This window comes from Mycobacterium sp. E2238, assembly GCF_001672665.1.
Taxonomy (GTDB): Bacteria; Actinomycetota; Actinomycetes; order Mycobacteriales; family Mycobacteriaceae; genus Mycobacterium.
This window is the reverse complement of sequence record NZ_LZKF01000186.1, coordinates 1-18,215: the sequence shown is the minus strand read 5'-3', so window position 1 is coordinate 18,215 and position 18,215 is coordinate 1. Positions and strand designations below refer to the sequence as shown.

General features: G+C 68.0%; 17 protein-coding genes. 8 read left to right on the top strand and 9 right to left on the bottom strand.

What is annotated here, in order from left to right; translation table 11 throughout:
* Both A5711_RS16900 and A5711_RS16895 read right to left on the bottom strand, forming a co-directional pair.
* Nucleotides 1-803: NAD(P)-dependent alcohol dehydrogenase (locus tag A5711_RS16900; protein ID WP_231987498.1), on the bottom strand; the 803-nt coding region annotated here is incomplete at its 3' end.
* Nucleotides 804-885: 82 nt separating this feature from the next.
* On the bottom strand, nucleotides 886-1,833 hold the full coding sequence (locus tag A5711_RS16895; protein ID WP_067948462.1) for a class I SAM-dependent methyltransferase: 948 nt from the start codon (nucleotides 1,831-1,833) through the stop codon (nucleotides 886-888).
* A gap of 160 nt (nucleotides 1,834-1,993) precedes the next feature.
* On the opposite strand from A5711_RS16895, the gene A5711_RS16890 reads away from it, so the two are divergent.
* Nucleotides 1,994-4,372, top strand: coding sequence for a lysylphosphatidylglycerol synthase transmembrane domain-containing protein (locus A5711_RS16890; protein ID WP_067948454.1), 2,379 nt, complete (start codon nucleotides 1,994-1,996; stop codon nucleotides 4,370-4,372).
* Nucleotides 4,373-4,387: 15 nt separating this feature from the next.
* On the opposite strand, the gene A5711_RS16885 is transcribed toward A5711_RS16890, so the two are convergent.
* Entirely contained in the window at nucleotides 4,388-7,021 is a 2,634-nt protein-coding gene (locus A5711_RS16885) for a GH92 family glycosyl hydrolase (RefSeq protein WP_067948452.1), read from the bottom strand.
* A 191-nt stretch (nucleotides 7,022-7,212) separates the two neighbouring features.
* On the opposite strand from A5711_RS16885, the gene A5711_RS16880 reads away from it, so the two are divergent.
* Nucleotides 7,213-7,887 (top strand): LpqN/LpqT family lipoprotein, encoded by a 675-nt coding sequence (locus A5711_RS16880; protein WP_067948450.1) that lies wholly within the window; start codon nucleotides 7,213-7,215, stop codon nucleotides 7,885-7,887.
* 91 nt (nucleotides 7,888-7,978) lie between these two features.
* Nucleotides 7,979-8,464, top strand: a complete 486-nt coding sequence (locus A5711_RS16875) for a hypothetical protein (protein ID WP_067948448.1) — start codon at nucleotides 7,979-7,981, stop codon at nucleotides 8,462-8,464.
* 3 nt (nucleotides 8,465-8,467) lie between these two features.
* On the opposite strand, the gene A5711_RS16870 is transcribed toward A5711_RS16875, so the two are convergent.
* The 4 genes from A5711_RS16870 to galT form a co-directional block, all read right to left on the bottom strand.
* Nucleotides 8,468-9,148 carry a PAS and ANTAR domain-containing protein gene (locus A5711_RS16870; RefSeq protein WP_067948458.1) on the bottom strand — a complete coding sequence of 227 codons (681 nt, stop codon included), beginning with the start codon at nucleotides 9,146-9,148 and terminating at the stop codon, nucleotides 8,468-8,470.
* 426 nt (nucleotides 9,149-9,574) lie between these two features.
* Entirely contained in the window at nucleotides 9,575-10,294 is a 720-nt protein-coding gene (locus tag A5711_RS16860; protein ID WP_067948446.1) for a Mut7-C RNAse domain-containing protein, read from the bottom strand.
* The gene (locus tag A5711_RS16855) at nucleotides 10,291-11,385 is read right to left on the bottom strand and encodes a galactokinase (RefSeq protein ID WP_067948444.1); all 1,095 of its coding nucleotides are present in this window, start codon (nucleotides 11,383-11,385) and stop codon (nucleotides 10,291-10,293) included. The genes A5711_RS16860 and A5711_RS16855 overlap by 4 nt, the downstream gene beginning before the upstream one ends.
* Nucleotides 11,382-12,515: a galactose-1-phosphate uridylyltransferase gene (gene galT, locus A5711_RS16850; protein WP_067948442.1), complete on the bottom strand. Its 1,134-nt coding sequence runs from the start codon at nucleotides 12,513-12,515 to the stop codon at nucleotides 11,382-11,384. Before galT ends, A5711_RS16855 begins: the two co-directional genes overlap by 4 nt.
* 52 nt (nucleotides 12,516-12,567) lie before the next feature.
* Between galT and A5711_RS16845 the strand changes: the two genes are divergently transcribed.
* On the top strand, nucleotides 12,568-14,790 hold the full coding sequence (locus A5711_RS16845; protein WP_067948440.1) for an FUSC family protein: 2,223 nt from the start codon (nucleotides 12,568-12,570) through the stop codon (nucleotides 14,788-14,790).
* A gap of 7 nt (nucleotides 14,791-14,797) precedes the next feature.
* On the opposite strand, the gene A5711_RS16840 is transcribed toward A5711_RS16845, so the two are convergent.
* Nucleotides 14,798-15,205: a hypothetical protein gene (locus tag A5711_RS16840; RefSeq protein WP_067948438.1), complete on the bottom strand. Its 408-nt coding sequence runs from the start codon at nucleotides 15,203-15,205 to the stop codon at nucleotides 14,798-14,800.
* 101 nt (nucleotides 15,206-15,306) lie between these two features.
* On the opposite strand from A5711_RS16840, the gene A5711_RS16835 reads away from it, so the two are divergent.
* Both A5711_RS16835 and A5711_RS16830 read left to right on the top strand, forming a co-directional pair.
* Nucleotides 15,307-16,560: a cytochrome P450 gene (locus tag A5711_RS16835; protein WP_067948436.1), complete on the top strand. Its 1,254-nt coding sequence runs from the start codon at nucleotides 15,307-15,309 to the stop codon at nucleotides 16,558-16,560.
* A 115-nt stretch (nucleotides 16,561-16,675) separates the two neighbouring features.
* Nucleotides 16,676-17,173 (top strand): SRPBCC family protein, encoded by a 498-nt coding sequence (locus tag A5711_RS16830; RefSeq protein WP_067948434.1) that lies wholly within the window; start codon nucleotides 16,676-16,678, stop codon nucleotides 17,171-17,173.
* 8 nt (nucleotides 17,174-17,181) lie between these two features.
* Here the strand turns inward: A5711_RS16830 and A5711_RS16825 are convergent, their stop codons facing one another.
* Complete coding sequence (locus A5711_RS16825) at nucleotides 17,182-17,589, bottom strand: MerR family transcriptional regulator (protein ID WP_067948432.1); 408 nt, start codon at nucleotides 17,587-17,589, stop codon at nucleotides 17,182-17,184.
* A 61-nt stretch (nucleotides 17,590-17,650) separates the two neighbouring features.
* Between A5711_RS16825 and A5711_RS16820 the strand changes: the two genes are divergently transcribed.
* Complete coding sequence (locus A5711_RS16820; protein ID WP_067948456.1) at nucleotides 17,651-17,968, top strand: hypothetical protein; 318 nt, start codon at nucleotides 17,651-17,653, stop codon at nucleotides 17,966-17,968.
* Nucleotides 17,969-17,976: 8 nt separating this feature from the next.
* Nucleotides 17,977-18,215, top strand: a 239-nt coding sequence (locus tag A5711_RS16815; protein ID WP_197520816.1) for an STAS/SEC14 domain-containing protein, incomplete at its 3' end; no start/stop codon positions are given.

Here is an 18,215-nt window from a genome sequence, read left to right as displayed (position 1 = left end):
GTGATCGACCGGGTTGTCGCGCCGGCACCCTTGAGGAGGAAGTAATCGATGCCGGGGTCGGCTTCACTGAGGAAGCCGATCAGCGTCACCTCTCCGCCAATCGCGACCGCCCGTAAAGACTGGTCGATGGTGGCGGGGCCGCCGACTTCGACGACGCGATCGACGCCTCGGCCGTCGGTCAGGGCGCGAACCCGCTCACTCCACTGCGGGTAGTCGCGGTAGTTGATGACATCGTCGGCCCGCAACTTGGTCAGGGCCTGTGCTTTCTCGAGGCTCGACGTCGTCGCGATGACCCGAGCACCCAGCAGTTTGGCCAGTTGAAGGGCAAAGACGGAAACACCGCCCGAGCCGAGGGTCAACACAGTCTGGCCGGCGCGGATCGGCGTGGGGCCGCCCAACGCATTCCAGGCGGTGACAGCCGCGCAGGGCAGTGTCGCTGCCTGTTCATCGGTCAAGGCGTTCGGCGTGGCTACCACCGATTCCCGCGATACCACTTTGTATTCGGTGAGCCAGCCATCTTGCCCGCTGCCGTAGCTGTCGGAGTTCGCCGTCGCCGGTAGCGGGCCGCCGAACCACCTGGGGTGGAATACGCTTACCACGCGGTCGCCCGGGCGGTAGTCGTCAACGCCTTCACCGGTCTCGGCCACTTCGGCGGCAGCGTCGCTGCACGGCACGAGACCAGACTTACTCTCGCGCACGTAGCGCCCCAGCGGGATCGCGATGTCGCGATAGTTCAGTGACACCGCCCGGATTTTGAGCAACAGTTCACCGCGTTGCGGGGCGGGCATGGGCTCGTCACTCATCTCGAGACCGTCGAGTCCACGTGAGTTGTCGAATCGATATACCCGCATCGGGGCGCTCCTCGAGTCGCTCGCGCGACCTCCGCTAGCCCTGCGGCCGTTCCGCGGACACAAACAGGTTTCCGGGCACGGCATCCTCGACCTCCTTGGGCGCCGCGCGGTCGTAGCCGGCCATCAGCTTGTCGGACGGGGTGACCGTCACGCTCCAGCCGTGGCGGCGGAACCAGTCACCGACGTCCTCGCGCTCCTCGAAGTACCACAGCTCGTCGGTCCTCGGCACCTCCCGGTCCGGGTCCACCCGCGCCATCAAGGCGCGCACCCGGTCCATCCGCGCGCGGCGCTTCGCGCGGAACTCCGGGTCGAGGAACTTGGGGCCCAGCGCCTCGACGGCAACGCGGCTGCCCGGGGCGGTCAGCCCGTGCACGCGGTCGAACAGCAACTCCTGGGCGGCGGCCGGCAAGTACGGCATCAGCCCCTCGGCCGACCACACGCTGGGCGCCGAGGGGTCAAACCCGGCCTGCCGCAACGCCGCCGGCCAATCGTGGCGCAGGTCGACCGGGACGGCGATGCGGTGGCACGCGGGCTGCGCCCCGTGTTCGGTCAGCGTCGACGATTTGAAGTCCAGCACCCGGGGCTGGTCCAACTCGTAGACGGTGGTTCCGTCCGGCCACTGCAGCCGCCACGCCCGCGCGTCCAGGCCCGCCGCCAGGATCACCGCCTGCCGGATGCCGGCGCGCGTCGCGGCGAGGAAGAACTCGTCGAAAAACGCGGTACGCGACGCCATGTAGCCGACCATCGCCTGCATCTGCAGCGGCAATTCCGGTTCGGCCTCGACGAGTTCGTCCGGCAGCTGCGGCGCCGAGTGCCAGTTCCACACCCCGTCGCCGGCGGCGTCGAGGAAGATCTGCGCGAAGGGATCCCGGATCAAGGGATTCTCGCTGCGCGTCTCGGCCGCGCGGGCGGACGCCACCCCCAGCGCCGTCGCCCCCACGCTCTCGGTGATCTCCCAGGTGTCGTTGTCCGTTCTGGCCACGTTCACGCCCTCCGATTCGCTAGCTCACCTACGTACACGACCCTACGCGCGCCAGGTGGGTGGCAGCTGTCGCGCAAGCGGGTATCGGCGTTAAGTTGTCGGCGAGCCGGCGAGCGGGATCGATCAGCGGCGCCGAACGGATCCGAAGGATCGTTACCAGATGCGAGTCGACGGGCGCGAGATCAGCGTTTCCGGCAGCTTGCTGCAGCCGTTGACCCGGCGCACCAACGACATCCTGCGGCTGGCCGCGAGCGTGACCTTCCTCGCCGTGGTGATCACCAGCTCGCTGATCACCCGGCCGCAGTGGGATGCGCTGGAGAAGTCCATCTCGCAGATCGTCGGGGTGCTCTCCCCCCGGCAGTCCGATCTGGTGTACCTCGCGTACGGCGTGGCGATCCTGGCCCTGCCCTTCATGATCTTGATCGGTCTCATCGTCGGCCGGCAATGGAAACTGCTCGGCGCGTATGCGGCCGCCGCGCTGCTCGCCGCGCTTCCGCTGTCGGTGGGCGGCAACGGGTTTTCGGCGCCCCGCTGGCACTTCGACCTCTCCGAACGCCTGCAAACCGTCTTGGGGCAGTTCCTCGACGACCCGCGCTGGATCGGGATGCTGGCGGCGGTGCTGACCGTCTCGGGGCCGTGGCTGCCCGCGCGCTGGCGGCATTGGTGGTGGGCGCTGCTGCTGGCCTTCGTGCCGATCCACCTCGTCGTCAGCGCCATCGTGCCGGCCCGCGCCCTGCTGGGCCTGGCCGTCGGCTGGCTGGTCGGCTCGCTGGTGGTCCTCGTGGTCGGCACCCCCGCGCTCGAGGTGCCGCTGGAGGCGGCCGTGCGCGCGATGGCCAGGCGCGGTTTCGTCGTCTCGCGGCTGAGCGTGGTCCGGCCCGCCGGTCGCGGCCCGCTCGTCCTTTCGGCCGGATGCGACGAGCCCGACAGCGAAGCGGTCGTCGAGCTGTACGGTCCGCATCAGCGCAGCGGCGGCACGCTGCGCCAACTGTGGATCAAGCTGCGACTGCGCGACACCGAGACCGCGCCCCTGCTGACCTCCATGCGCCGCGCCGTCGAGCATCGCGCCCTGATGACGATCGCCATCGGACAGGTGAACCTTGCCAACACCGCGACGATCGCCGTCGCCACCCTCGACCGGGGCTGGATCCTGTACTCGCACAAGCCACCCGATGGCCTGCCGCTCGGCCGATGCGCGCGGTCCACGCCGGTGGAGAAGGTGTGGCAAGCGCTGCGAATCCTCAACGACCAGCAGATCGCGCACGGCGACCTGCGGGGCAACGAAATCACCGTCGACGGCGGCACCGTGCTCTTCGGCGGCTTCCACAGCGCCGAATACGGCGCCACCGAAGCCCAACTCCAATCCGACATCGCCCAGCTGCTGGTGACGACGTCGGCGCTGTATGAGCCCAAATCGGCGGTGGCCGCCGCGATCGAGGCGTTCGATCGGGACACCATCCTGAGCGCGTCGCGTCGATTGACGAAAGTCGCTGTGCCCCGGCCCATTCGCAGATCAATTTCGGATGCGGGCGCCGTCATATCGGCCGCCCGTGCGGAGGTGAAGCGGCAGACCGGGGCCGACCAGATCAAACCCGAGACCATCACCCGATTCACCCGCAGCCAGATCATCCAGCTGGTCCTCTTCGGGGCGCTGGTCTATGTCGCGTACCCCTTCATCAGCACCGCGCCCACCTTCTTCTTCCAACTGAGGACCGCGAACTGGTGGTGGGCGCTGCTGGGCCTGGCGGTCTCGGCGCTCACCTACGTCGGGGCGGCCGCCGCACTGTGGGCGTCCGCCGATGAGACGGTCAACTTCTGGAGGCTGTCAATCGCGCAGGTGGCCAACACCTTTGCGGCGACCACCACCCCGGCCGGAGTGGGGGGCCTCGCGCTGAGCACACGGTACCTGCAAAAGGGCGGCGGGCTGTCCGCCATGCGGGCCACCACCGCGGTGGCCCTGCAGCAATCCGTGCAGGTGATCATGCACCTCGTGTTGCTGATCCTGTTCAGCACCGTCGCGGGCGCGTCGATGAACCTGTCGCACTTCGTCCCCACCGCCACGGTCCTCTACCTGATCGCGGGCCTGGCGCTGGGGATCGTCGGCACCTTTCTGTTCGTGCCCACGCTGCGACGCTGGCTGGCCACGGACGTGCGCCCGAAACTCAAGGAGGTGACAACCGACCTCGTGGAGGTCGCGCGGGAGCCGAAACGACTGGGGCTGATCGTAGTCGGTTGCGCGGGAACGACTCTGGGTGCGGCGCTGGCCCTGTGGACCAGCGTCGAAGCATTCGGCGGCGGCGCTTCGTTCGTCACCTGCACCGTGGTCACCATGGTCGGCGGAACGCTGGCGTCGGCCGCGCCGACGCCAGGCGGGGTCGGGGCCGTCGAGGCGGCGCTGATCGGTGGCCTGGCCGCCTTCGGGGTGCCGGCGGCCATCGGCGTGCCGTCCGTTCTGTTGTATCGGGTGCTCACCTGCTGGCTCCCCGTGTTCGCCGGGTGGCCGGTGATGCGGTGGTTGACCAAGAACGAGATGGTCTAACGCTTCGCCGCCGGATCACTCGCTTCCCTGCTGCACGACCACGAGAATGGTTGACGTGCGCGCGGTTTGGCCGACCGTAGAGGTCAAGTACACCAGGTAATACTCCGGGGTCACCGACCGGTCGACCTTGATGGGTACATCGATGCTCGCCGACCCGTCGGAGGAGAACTGTCCCGTCGTGGGTGTCACGGTGATCCCGGCGTCCGAGGCGGTGCCGGTGACGGTGTAGCCGCCGGCATCATCAATCATTCGTTGAGCGTCGATTCTCACCGTGCCCGTCGTGCCCGGCGCGATCGTGACGATGGGGTTGGGGATGTTGACGGTTACCGCCGAACTGCCCGCGCCGAAGGACGGCGGCGCGGACGATTCGCTTGTGCCCCAAGTCCTGTCGGGATACGCGACGAGCGAGAAGTTCAGGTCCCCGCCGGTGCGGACGAATGACTCGGGCAACCACGTGTGATCGGTGGCCCGGCCGTCGACACGCAGGCCGCTGATGTATTTGAGGTGGCGCGGTCCGGACGCGCCCGGCGCGGAGATGCGGATGGCTTTGCCGCCCGGGAGCGCGATCACGGCACGGTCGAAGAGCGGTGCGGCCACGGTGAGGATCGACGTTCCCGGCGTGCTCGGGTAGAGGCCCAGGGCCGCCCAGACGTACCAGCTGGCCATCGCGCCCAGATCGTCGTTGCCCGGCTCCCCGTCGGCCGTCGGCCCGAACAGCCCGCGCACCCGGTCGACGGTGCGCTGCGCCTTCCACGGCTGACCGATGTAGTTGTACAGCCACGGCACCCCGAAGCCGGGTTCGTTACCGGCCCACAGGTAGGGCTCGTTGGGGCCGACGTTGAGCTTCTTGGTGAAGCCGTCGAGCCGCCCGGCCACCGCCTGGCGCCCGCCGAGCGCGGTCACCAGGCCGGCCACGTTGTGCGGCACCCACCAGACGTACTGCGCGGCGTTGCCCTCGTCGAACCCGACCTGGCCGAAGTCTTTCGGGGACACCACAAACGCCGGGCCGGCGCGGAAGAAGGTGGTCCAGTTTCGGGGCGAGATGTACCGGGTGGTCGGGTTGAACAGGTTCTGCCAGTACTGGGACCGGCGCTGGAATTCGGCGGCGGTTGCCGTGTCTCCGAGCGCATCGGCGAACCGCGAAATGGTGAAGTCGTCGACCGACCACTCGAGCGTGATCGATGCGGCGGCGATCCAGCCATCGGTGCGGAACTCGAAGGAGAACGGCGCGTACCCGAATTGCTGATACGTGTCGATCCCCGGTCGTTCCACGTAACCGCCCAGCCCCACACCGCCTTTCGTCGCCGCGTTCACCATGTAGCGCAGCGCAGCCCTCGTGTCGAAGTCCTCGGCGCCGAAGGCGTGAAAGTTCGCGATGAGCGGCACCACGTTGTCCCCGCTCATCTCCGCGGTCGCGGCGTTGGCCACCGCCCACCGTGGCAGCGCTCCGCTCTGTTCAGCGTCGTTCACCAGCGATTGGGCCATATCGCTGGCCCGGTCCGGAAAGAGGAGCGCCTGCAAAGCCGCCAGACATCGGTAGGTGTCCCAGTCGGAGAAGTTGGCGTACTGCGTGTGGCCCGCGGCCACGCTGTGCACGGCGCCGTCGAATCCGATGTAGCGTCCGTCCGCGTCGTTGAAGGTGTTGGGATGCAACAGCGATCGGTAGAGCGCGGTGTAGAACGTCTCGAGATCGTCGGCATTGCGGCCGGCGACCCCGATGCGCGACAGCGAGGCGTTCCACATTCTCGACGCGGCGCCGCGGACGTCGTCGAAGCTCCCGGCGCCCTCCGCGGCCAGGTTGGCCCGCGCTCCGTCGATGCCGACGTAGGAGATCGCGGTCCGCACCTCGAGCGCGGCTCCCGCCGGGAATTCGACGTAGCCGCCGCTGTATGGCGAATTCGCGCTGCGGGCACCGGGATACACAGCATTGCCGTCCCACGCTCCGTACGAAATGAATGGCTGGCTGAACTTCATCGCGAAATAGACGGTGTACGTGTTGTTCTTGCCGCAGAATCCGCCGCTGGTGGCCCAGCCGGTGATCGTGGTGTTGTCCTCGCCGATCTGGATGGTGGCGCGGGAGTTGCCGGCCAGGGACGCCCCGGAGCGCACGTGCAGGAGGGCGGGGCGGCCGTTGCGCGGGTAGCTGAATCGGCCGACACCCGTGCGCGTGGTGGCGGTGAGTTCCGCCTTCACCCCGGTGCCCGGAAACCGCACCGTGTAGTAGCCCGGCACGCCGAGTTCGGTGTCGTCGTGGGCGATTCGCTCCCAGGCTTTCCATGGTTGCGAGCCAATTGCGTTGGTGGTCGGCAACATCGAGATGTCACCGAACGCGGCGCAACCCACCGAGGCGTGAGTCATGCTGAACCCGCTTGCGCGCGGGTTGTCGTAGTTGTAGCCGGCGTAGTTGCCGACCGTGTCCGGCGAGTACTGCACCATCCCGAACGGCACGGCGGCGCCGGGGAAGTTGTTGATCTCCCCCACCGTCTGCCCGCCCGTCCCGGTGCCGATCAACGTGGCGACGTGGTCGGCCGGGTTGGCCACGAATGCGGGCTCACCGTCGTAGGCAATGGGCGGCGGCGCCGCGGCGATGAACGCCATGAAGACGACCGACGCCGCCAGAAGCGCGACGAGGGCCCTTCGTGACCGCATACCTGTCTCTTACTGGACAACGTTGTTTCGGGTGAGTGTTTTCCAGACGAATTGGATAACGATTTGTGGGCCGGTCACGGTACCGCCAGAAAGTTCAAAAAGATACCGGCAAAGTTGCGCGCCATTTCGGCTACTGTCATTTCGGCGTGGCCGGCGCTGGTACCGGCCCCAATTTTCGGGAGATTGGATTCATGAAACATTTGACGCTAGCAACCATTTCCGTAGCGCTGAGTTTGGCGCTCGTCGGGTGCGGCAACGACCACAAATCCGGCAGTCAATCGTCGACATCGACGTCCACATCCACCTCTACGTCCACGACCTCGTCGGCAACCAGCTCGGCCCCGGCCGCGAAGGCCAAATACACCATCGCCGACTACGTCAAGGACAACCGCATCACCGAAACGCCCGTTCATCACGGCGATCCCGGCCCGAACGTCGACCTGCCGGTGCCCGCCGGCTGGCAGCTCAACCAGAACGCAGGCACGTCCTACGGCGGCATCGTCTTGACCCAGCCCACCAACCCGGCCGATCCGCCCACGATTTCGGCGCTGTACTCCAGGCTTTCCGGGGACGTCGACCCGGCAAAGCTCATTCAGTACGCCCCGGGCGAGGTGCAGAACCTGCCCGGTTACCAGGGCAGCGGCGACGGGACCGCGTCCACGCTCGGTGGTTTCCAGGCGTGGCAGCTCAAAGGCACCTATCAGAAGGACGGCAGCGCCCGCGTCATCGCCCAGAAGACGGTGGTGATCCCCAGCCAGGGCGCGGTCTACGTGCTCCAGCTCAACGCCGAGGGCCCGCAGGCCGATGAGGGCCCGTTGATGGACGCGGCCAACGTCATCGACGACCAGACCACCATCACCCCCTGACCGAGGAACGTGGTGGCGTTCGCGGGAGGGTCCCGCGAACGCCACCACGCCATCGCTAGGCCGCGGAACCGATTGGCCTTACGGTAAGCGCATGCCAGAGCAGTCCCATGCGATAGACGCCGGGCATCCACCGTCGGCGCTCCTGCGCATCGTCAACCCGATGCTGGGCTTCCTGCTGCGCACCCCGCTCGCCGGCGCCGCCCGCAAGCAACTCATGGTGCTCAACTTCACCGGGCGGAAAACGGGCCGGCCGTTCTCACTTCCGGTGAGCGCCCACGTGATTGACAATCAGCTCTACGCGCTGACCGGCGCCCCCTGGAAGCAGAACTTCCGCGACGGCGCGCCCGCGCAGGTGATCTACGACGGCAAGCGGACCGCGATGCGCGGGGAACTCATCCGCGACCGCGCCGTCGTCTCCGACCTCTTCCTGCGCTGCGCCGAGTCCTACGGCGTTCGGCGCGCCCAGCGGATGATCGGACTGAAGTTCCGCGATCAACGCATACCGACACGCGAGGAGTTCGCCGAGGCGGTCGACCGCATGCACCTGGGAGCGGTGCGCCTGACCCCGGCTGAATAGCCGCTAATCGTCGGAGCCGGCCGCCCGCAGATGCGCGGTGAGCAGGCGTTGGTCGAACCGTGAGCGCGACGCGATCTGCTCCTTGCCCAATTCGGAGAAGTCTTTCGCGATTTGGTCGGCAAGCACGCCCAGCTTCATGTTGTGCACCTGGGACAAGGATTTGAGCAGGTTGAAAGCCCCCGCCTCGTCGACGCCGTAGACCAACATCAACATTCCCTTGGTCCGGTCGATGGCGCCGCGGCGCTCGGCGATCTCGGCGACCTCCGCGCTGATGTTCTCCTCGCGTTCGCGGTTCGATGTCGATGTGACGTCGACATAGAAGCCGTGGGTGCCGATGACATCGCCGTTGCTGTCGCAAAACTGATCGCCCACCACGACCATGTCGTGGGTGTTGCCCCTGGTGTCGACGATGCGGTGCCTGGTGCTGAACGGCCGCCGGCTCTCAATCATGTCGTTGATGGTTGCCGCCACGTCGTTGCGGTCATCGGGATGCTTGTGGGCGATCACCAGCTCGGTGGTCGGGGTCACCGTTCCGGGTTCGTAGCCGTGCATCCGGTGCACTTGCTCCGACCACTCCCAGCGCTGGTCTTCGAAGTAGAAGCGAAACCAACCGGCCCGCTGCGGCGTACCGCCGGCGAGGGCCTGCTCCACCGCCGGCGTCTGGCCGTTTAACTCCCAAGCCACCACGCACGCTCCGTGTCTGACGTCGACGCCGCCCGCGCCGCCCGCTTCCTGAGCGACTCTCGACAGATGACGTCGCTTTCCCGCAGCCGAAGCTCGGACACGCGGCATAGTTCGCGCGATCGGGCAAGCTGTTCGCGGGCGCGTTCCATGGAACTGGCGACGGAACGGTGCAGCGACCTGACGGCCTCGGGGTGCGCACCCCTGCCCACGCTTCGCCGAAGGGTCTCCCGCAAAACGGCCATCCGGCGCGTCGACCGCGCACGGTAAGCCTTCTGCCGGCAGGCCGGCGAGCAGTACAACGCGTCGGAGCGTGCCGAGAAGCCCGCCCCGCACTCCGCGCACGCCATCTTCGGCATATCCGTTACGTTACAGCTATCGGCACGTGCGTTACGGCTATGGCCAAGAAATATCGCGGCGCCCGGACGGTCACCCCAGCCGGTCGCGCAGGCTTTCGACGAGCCGGACCAGTTTCGCGTAGTGCGAACCGGGCCAGTAGATCCGCCCGCATTCAGCGCAGCGGCTGAATTCCTGGTAGTGCTGGCGCGTCAGCGGCTCCAACTGGTCGATCACCTCGTCCTTGCTGACCCGGCTCAACGTGCCGTTGCACCGGACGCAGCGGGTGAGCGGCGCCAGCCGGTGCCCCAGGTCCAGCCGTCGCAGCACGTCGAGCGCTTGCTCCTCGGGATCGTCGGAGCGGACGAACAGGCCGTGCGTGATGGCGCGGCGCTTCAATAGGCCACGGTCGCGGGTCAGCAGGATCCGGCGCTGCTCGCCGCTGATGTCGGCCAGCGTCTTGTCGTCGGCGTCGTTCGTCCACCACACGTCCAACCCGAGCAGGCGCAGCAGCCAGGCCAGCCGACCGAGGTTGACGTCGACGACGAACCGCGGATCGTCCACCCGCCGCGGCCCGGGGTGCGCGGCGATGCGGTCGCCGAAACTCGGGCGGTAGGCGAAGTCCCGCGGGCACCCGTTCACCAGGATGAGGTCGACCTCGGTGTGCGGGATGCCCATCGCCTCCAGCACATCCTTCACGGTCTGGTGCGGCCGGAAGGGGCGGCGCACCGCCAGGCCGCGCGACTCGGCCGGCAGGAAATCGTTGAGCTCGGCGTATGCCCGCACTTCGACATCGCCGGTCGGCTCGTTCACCCACCCGGCCCCGCGCCGGCGGCGGCATGGGTTCGGGCGATGACCGGTGGCCGGAAACCGGCGTCGCACACCGCGCGTCGTACCGCCTCACCGACCGCGCCGGCGCGGTCGGTGGGCACCAGCGCGATCACGCAGCCACCGAACCCTCCGCCGGTCATCCGGGCGCCGAGCGCGCCCGCGCGCACCGCGGTGTCCGCGATCAGATCGATGTGTTCGGTGGTGATCTCGAAATCGTCGCGCATGGACGCGTGGGAGGCGCTGAAGATTCGTCCCGCCTGGGCGAAGTCCGAACTGTTAAGTGCCGCAACACAATCGAGCACCCGTTGATTCTCGCTCAGCACGTGGCGGGCGCGGCGGGCGTCGACCGGATCGCGCACCGCGGCGGATGCGAGCGACGGGCCGCGGATCTCGGGGTGTCGTCGCTGCGCGAAATCCAGGACCGCGGCCGCACGTTCGCACGACGCGCGGCGCGCCGCATAGTCGCCGTCGGCGTGACTGTGGGGGGCGCGGGAGTCGATCACCAGCAGCGTGACACCGGCGGTGTCCGGGTCGAAGGCCACCGGCGTGACCGTGAGATCGCGGAAATCGATCAGCAGCGCGGTCGCCGGCTGGCCGAACAGTGAGGCCAGCTGGTCGAGCAAACCCGTTGGGGCGCCGACGTAGTCGTTCTCGGCGCGCTGGGCGAGCCGCGCCCGCTCTTTCGGTTCGATGCCCGCCCCGGCGGCCGTCGCGATGGCGCCCAGCGCCGCGCACTCCAGCGCCGCCGACGACGACAGCCCGGACCCGATCGCGACGTCGCTGGTGATCCGCATCGCGCCACCGGGCACCGGGTGGCCGGCCTGGCGCAGCGCCCACACCACGCCGGCCACGTAGGCGGCCCAGCCGGTCACGCCGCCGGGAGCGGTGTCCAGCGGAATGCGCACCGGTCCGTCCGCGCGGTCGCTGGCCACCCTGATCGCATCGCCGCCGTCGGGCGCGAACGTCACCACCGTGCGCTGCGGCAACGCGATCGGCAGCGCGAACCCCAGGTTGTAGTCGGTGTGCTCCCCGATCAGGTTGATCCGCCCAGGCGCGGAGTACCGCACGGTCACGCGAGCTCCCGCAGGCGCTGAGCCACGCTCTCGGGCGTCACATCGCTGATGAACGCCTCCATCGCCGACTCGGAGCCCGCGAGGTACTTGAGCTTGTTGGCGCCGCGCCGTACCGACATCAACTCGACGTGGAAGTAGCCGTCGGCCTGGGCGCCGGTGTCGGCGTACTGGTGCAACGCCGAAATGTAGGGCAGCGGCGAAGAATACATCCGGTCGAATCGCCGCAGCACATCGAGGTAGACCCGGGCGAACCCGTCCAGTTCCTCCTCGTCGAGCTCGATGATGTTGCGCACGAACCTGTTCGGGTAGATGTGCACCTCGACCGGCCAGCGCGCGGCGAACGGCACGAACGCGGTAAACAGGTTGTCGCGCGCGACGACTCGGCTGCCGGCCGCGACCTCGCCGGCCAGTAGGTCGGCGAAGAGATTGGTGCCGTGGCGCATTCGATGCCGGCCGGCCCGATCCAGCATGGCGGCGGTTCGCGGCGTCAGATAGGGATAGCCGTAGATCTGACCGTGCGGGTGCGTCAACGTCACCCCGATCTCCTCGCCGCGGTTCTCGAAGCAGAACACCTGCTCGATGCCGGGGGTGGCCATCAGGTCGCCGGTGCGTTGTCGCCACGCGTCGATGACCAGCCGGGCGTGCGCGGGTTCGAGCCCGGCGAAGGAGCCGGTGTGGTTGCTGGAAAAGCAGATCACCTCGCAGCGGCCATGCCCCGGGGCGGACACGAAGCCGTCACCGGCGGGCGCGAGCGCCGGTCCGGTGCCGGATAGGCTCGGGAACCGGTTTTCGAAGACGACGACGTCGTAGTCCGGGGCGGGCACCTCGCTGGTCAGCCCGGTCGGACCGGGGCACAGCGGGCACTGGTCGGGGGGCGGCTTGTAGGTGCGGTCTTGGCGCAGCGCCGCGACGATCACCCATTGCCCCGTCGTCTGGTCGAACCGCAGCTCGGTGTGCTGCCCGTCGCGCGCCGGCAGCGGCCTACGGTCTTCGACCGGCGCCGGGCGGTGCCCGGGCAGCGCGAAGAACAGCAGGTCACGGCCGTCGGCCAGCTTCGCCCGCGTCGGCGCTGTCACGATGTCGAAGACTAGCTTGTGCCGAAGTTCGGGTAACCATGATGCGTTCAACATCAGAGAAGGGGGCGCGGCGATCACCGTTCTCTACGAACAAGCCGGCAACTGGTTGATCGGCTCCGATCCCGGTTTGCTTCGGCTGCGGATGGCGACGCGGACGACGGCCGCGCTCGGCTGTTCGCTGCTGGCCCTATACGTCCTGACCCGGGCGACGGGACAGCCGCTGACCGTCGCATTGCTGGGCGTTGTCATCACGATGGTCGCGTCGCGGTCCGTCAACGAGCCGGATCCGCACCAGCAGCGGATCACCATGGCGCTGCTGCCCCTGCCGGCCGCGGCCTCCATCACGGCCGCCGCGGTGCTCGCTTCCCACCCGGTGGTCAGCGACGCGGTGTTCGTGATCGTCGTGTTCACCGCCGCGTACATTCGCCGCTTCGGGGCGCGGGGCCGGGCGCTGGGCATGGTCGCGTTCATGTCGTACTTCTTCACGTTGTATCTGCGAGCGCGTATCTCCGAGCTGCCGTGGATGATCGGGGCGGTCGCCGTGGGCACGGTCTGCACGTTCGTGATGACCACTTACGTCATGCCCGATCGGCCGGAGCGCGTGCTGCGGGCGACCGTCCGGGCGCTGCGCGCCCGGATGGCGATCGTCGTCGACACCACGGCCGAAGCGGTGCGTACCGGCCGCCTCGACGAACGCCGCCGGCGTCGCATGCGGGCGCGCACCCTCCGGCTCAACGAGACCGCCCTGCTGGTGCAGAGCCAGATCGAGGACAAGGCCGACCCCGCCGCGCTGTGGCCGGGTGTCACCGCCGAACAGCTGGCCCCGTGGCTACTGGACGCCGAGCTGGCCATCGAATGGGTGGCCACGGCCGGGCGCGGTGCCGCGGCGCTGGCCGCGGAGAACCCGGACGCCATCCCCGTCCAGACTCGGGCCGCGCTCGTCGACACGCTCTCGCTGCTGGCGCGGGCCATCCGCCTACCCGAGCCCAACGGCCTTCGGCAAGCCGCCGCCCGAGCGCAACGCCTGCTCGACGAGCACTGCGCTCCCGCGGACGATGATGAGGGCAGCGCCGCCGTGCGCCGCCTCGCCCTGGCGGTGATCAACGCCGCGACAGCGACTTCCGACGTCCGGGCCATCGTCGACCGCGCCGCCACCGGGGGTGGCGGCGCCGTGGAAACCGGGGACAGCGAGCGGCCGCCGGCGTCCGGCGGCGCGCCCCCGGACGCTCCCACCGAGGCGGGCGAAGAGGAACACACCACGGGCCTACGGCCGACCACCCGGCAGGCCATCCAGGTCGCCGTCGCCGCGTCGCTGGCGATCGTCGCCGGCGAACTGGTGTCGCCGGCGCGGTGGTATTGGGCGGTGATCGCCGCGTTCGTCATCTTCGCCGGCACCAACTCGTGGGGCGAAACGTTGACCAAAGGCTGGCAACGCCTGCTCGGCACCCTGCTCGGCGTGCCCTGCGGCGTGTTGGTAGCCACGCTGCTCGCGGGCGACAGGACGGCCGCGCTGGTCGGCATCTTCGTGTGCCTGTTCTGCGCCTTCTATTTCATGACGGTCACCTACAGCTTGATGACCTTCTGGATCACCACGATGCTGGCGTTGCTGTACGGCTTGCTCGGCCAATTCTCTTTCGGCGTACTGATGTTGCGGATCGAAGAGACCGCGCTCGGCGCTCTCATCGGAGTCACGGTGGCCATCGTGGTGTTGCCGACGCACACCAGAGGCGCGATCCGCGACGAAGCGCGGACGTTTCTGGCCAGCCTGGCGGCTCTGATCGAGGTCTCGACCGCGACCATGTTCGGCGAGGACGAGAGCGTCAGCCCGTCCGAGCAGGCCCGCCAGCTGGACCGCGACCTGCAGCAGTTCCGGGTCACCGCCAAGCCGCTGCTGGCGGGGGTCGCCGGCCTCGCGGGCCGGCGCAGCATTCGCCGGGCGCTGCGCATCTTCGCGGCCTGCGACCGGTACGGCCGCAGCCTGGCGCGCAGCAGCGAGCAGTACCAGGACCCGGTGGGTTCGCAGCCGCTTGCCGACACGTTCTCGGCGGCCGCGACGCAGACCCGGCGCAACATCGACGCGCTGGCCGCCGCGATCGGCAGTGGCAGCGCGCCGACCCTCGTCTCGGCCGCCGACGACCTCGACGCCGCCGAATCTTTGGTGCGGCAGCACGACGGCGACGCGGGATCGCCGGGCCAACCGGCGCCCGATACCCGGCGCTTCCTCACCGCGGTGCACGCGCTCCGTCAGATCGAGCGGGCCATCGTGACCGCGGCCACCAACCTCGGCGGGCGCGAAACCGTGAAGGCGCCCAGCCCAATTCGGGGCTGACGGCCGCTCAGAGGCCGGGCAGGCAGGCGGGGAAATAGCAGGGCTGGTTGGGCCCCTGGGCCTTTCGCACCAGGTCGAATAAGGCAAACGTGGTTTGCAACAGCCGTAGTTCCACCCCGGGTCGCTGCGCCGGGGGGAGGTTTTGCACCTCGTTGGACACCGTCGTGGACTGCTGCTGCAGCTGCGTCAGCCGCTGCTGTCGTTGCGGCGGGGTGAGGTTGTCCCAGTTGTCGTGCAGGTCGTTCACCTGCCGCTGCAACTCTTCGACATCGGCTTCGGGATCGGACTGCACGCCCGGTGCCAACGCGTAGAAGTGGCTCGGGATGGGCGCCGCGGGAATCTCGGCCTGCGCGCACCCGGCGGCCGCCACCGCCCCTGCGGCGAGGCCGGCCGCGACGATCGCGATGATTTTCATGAAGGCTTCTCTTCTTCAGGGCTCGGCTTTATGGTGCTGGCAGTAAGACACGTCCGGTTTGCTACCGATCCCAATAGCGCATCGTCTCCAGGAGAAATGCGATGGCCGCACCGAACCTCCCGCCGGGCTTCGATTTCACCGATCCCGATATCTATGCCCAGCGGCTGCCGGTGCGGGAGTTCGCCGAACTGCGCGCGACGAAACCGATCTGGTGGAACGCGCAGTCGCCCGACGCCGGCGGCTTCGGCGACGGGGGCTACTGGGTGGTGACCAAGCACCGCGACATCCGCGATGTCTCGCTGCGCAGCGACGTCTTCTCGTCCGCGACCAAGTCGATCGTCCCGCGTTACCGGGGCGACTTGGCGGCCGGACAGATTGAGGCGGGCCGGGCGTCGATGATCATGATGGACGACCCCGAGCACAGCCGGTTGCGCAAGATCGTCTCGCGGGCCTTCACGCCCCGCGCGGTCGAGCGGCTGCGCGCCGGACTATCGGAGCGGGCGCGGCGCATCGTGACCGAGGCCGCGGCGGCCGGCTCGGGCGACTTCGTCCGTCAGGTTGCCTGCGAGTTGCCGCTGCAGGCCATTGCCGGGCTTCTCGGGGTCCCGCAAGAGGACTACGACAAGCTGTTCGACTGGACCAACAACATGATCGGCAGCGACGACCCGGAGTTCGCCGGTAACGACGCGCTGACCTCTGCGGGCGAATTGATGTGGTATGCAATGCAATTGGCCGCACGCAAGCGCGAAAATCCCGGGGACGACATTGTCACGACGCTGATACGGGCCGATGCCGAGGGCCAGCACCTGTCCGAGGCGGAATTCGGCATGTTCGTGGTCACCCTGGCCGTCGCCGGAAACGAGACCACCCGCAACTCCATCACGCAGGGAATGATGGCCTTCACCGACCACCCGGACCAGTGGGAGTTGTTCAAGGCGCAGCGACCCAAGACCGCCGCCGACGAGATAATCCGCTGGGCCACACCGATCACGGCCTTCCAACGCACCGCGCGCCAGGACACCGAGCTCGGCGGTGTCCGGGTCGGCAAAGGCCAGCGCGTGGTGCTGTTCTACCGCTCGGCCAACTTCGACGAAGAGGTCTTCGATAACCCCTACGCCTTCAACGTCTTGCGCAGCCCAAACCCGCACGTCGGATTCGGCGGCACTGGAGCTCACTACTGCATCGGCGCCAACCTGGCCCGCATGACGATCGACCTGATGTTCAACGCGCTCGCCGATCACCTGCCCGGCCTGACTCCGCTGACGGATCCCGAGCGGCTGCGGTCGTCGTTCATCAACGGCATCAAGCACTGGCAGGTCGATTACCGGGGCGCGGGTACCCCGGTCGCCCAGTAAGCCGTCACTCTCACCGGCCGTCACATAAGAAATTAAAGCCATAATGCATTCACATATGCGCATACTTGCACTAGCGTGGTGAGTGACCGAGAGCAATGAAAGGGTGTGATTCACGGTGTTCGAGTTCAGCGAATCGGTCTTGATTGCAGCACCGCGCGCGCAGGTGTGGAGCGTGCTCAGCGACATCGACCGCTGGTGGCTGGCCTCCAACGGCGAGCACGAGAGGCTAGAGCACCTCGACTCGCTGCCGCCGACGCAAGTCGGCGCTCGCCTGCGGATCGCGGAAAAGATTGGTGGGATTCCTGGGGTCGCTGAGGGCACGATCACCGCGGTGGATCCCGGCACGGCGGTCACCTGGGAAGCCGACGCGCGCTATCGCTGGTTCGGCGTCCCGGTGCGGGTGGGAGAGGGCGTGACCTGGCGTGTCGAGCCGGACGGCGAAGCAAAAACCCGCGTCGGCGCACGCGTGTGGGCCACCTTCCCGCGCCACCTGTTGGGGCGCATCGCGGCCTTCGCGTTCATGCACCTGCTCAACGGCGTGGAGAAGGATCGCGAACACACGCGAACGGAATTGTGCTATCTGAGAAAGATCATCGAAGACCCGCGGGCGTAACCGCGGTCCTAAGAGGGCCGGCAGAGCCCCTCGAGCACAACGCATTCCGCGGCGGCCCCGCCAGCGCAGTCGACCTTCGAGGTCGCGAGCAACTCGGCGATACGGCTTTCGAGCGTCTGCAAGGCCGCGAGCTTTTGCCGCACGGCGGTGAGATGTAGCTCCGCCAAGTCACGGGCCTCGAGGCATGAACGGTCGGCATCGTGGGTGAGTTCGATGAGACTGCGGACCTGCTCGACCGAGAAATCAAGGTCGCGGCAGCGTCGAACGAACGTCACCCGCCGCACATCGTCGTCGTCATAGCGACGCTGGCCGCCGACCCGCCGCGGGTCGGGCAAAAGACCGATCTGTTCGTAGTAGCGGATTGTCGGCGCGGTCATCCCGACAGCATCGGCAAGCTCGCCAATTTTGAGAGCCATCTGTCCATCGTCCCGCGTGCGAACTTGACCCTCAACCCACTTGAAGGCGGATCCTTGGGTGATGCCCGAAAACTACGTTGCCTGCGCGTTGACGGCGTCCGATTACGCTGCTCGCATCGCTTGGATCGAACAGCTCAGCGCGACGGCGCTGGACAGTTACCAGCGCGAGGGTCACCGCATCCGCCTCCGATACCGGCCAGCTGCCGCCGCGCAGGCACGGGAACTGGTTCGTCGCGAGCGGCAGTGTTGCCCTTTCCTCAAGTTCAGCACCGAGGAACGCGACGACGCCGTCGTCGTAACAATCGACGCACCAGCCGATTTGGGCGCCGCAGCCGACGATCTCTTCGCGCCCTACACTCGACCGGCAGTCCGCCGATGATCAACGTCATGAGCGAGAGCGCCGCGGATGTGCTGGGGCTGCGCGCGACGAACCGACTGACCGTCGGCGATTACCGCGATGTCCTGGAGCCCGCCGTGCGCAGCTTGCTCGACCGCTTCGGCAGGTGCAAGGTGCTGCTCCTCATCGATGAGCCGTTCGAGGGATGGACCCTGCGCGCGGCATGGGTCAACACCGTGTTTGATGCCAAGCACCGCAAGGACTTTGACAAGGTCGCGGTAGTCGGTGC

Excerpts from the sequence above, each read along its gene's own strand:
- A5711_RS16885 (WP_067948452.1), bottom strand. The coding sequence starts at position 7,021 with ATGCGGTCACGAAGGGCCCTCGTCGCGCTTCTGGCGGCGTCGGTCGTC.
- A5711_RS16890 (WP_067948454.1), top strand. The coding sequence starts at position 1,994 with ATGCGAGTCGACGGGCGCGAGATCAGCGTTTCCGGCAGCTTGCTGCAG.
- A5711_RS16880 (WP_067948450.1), top strand. The coding sequence starts at position 7,213 with ATGAAACATTTGACGCTAGCAACCATTTCCGTAGCGCTGAGTTTGGCG.
- A5711_RS16840 (WP_067948438.1), bottom strand. The coding sequence starts at position 15,205 with ATGAAAATCATCGCGATCGTCGCGGCCGGCCTCGCCGCAGGGGCGGTG.
- A5711_RS16820 (WP_067948456.1), top strand. The coding sequence starts at position 17,651 with ATGCCCGAAAACTACGTTGCCTGCGCGTTGACGGCGTCCGATTACGCT.
- galT (WP_067948442.1), bottom strand. The coding sequence starts at position 12,515 with ATGTTGAACGCATCATGGTTACCCGAACTTCGGCACAAGCTAGTCTTC.
- A5711_RS16875 (WP_067948448.1), top strand. The coding sequence starts at position 7,979 with ATGCCAGAGCAGTCCCATGCGATAGACGCCGGGCATCCACCGTCGGCG.
- A5711_RS16825 (WP_067948432.1), bottom strand. The coding sequence starts at position 17,589 with ATGGCTCTCAAAATTGGCGAGCTTGCCGATGCTGTCGGGATGACCGCG.
- A5711_RS16835 (WP_067948436.1), top strand. The coding sequence starts at position 15,307 with ATGGCCGCACCGAACCTCCCGCCGGGCTTCGATTTCACCGATCCCGAT.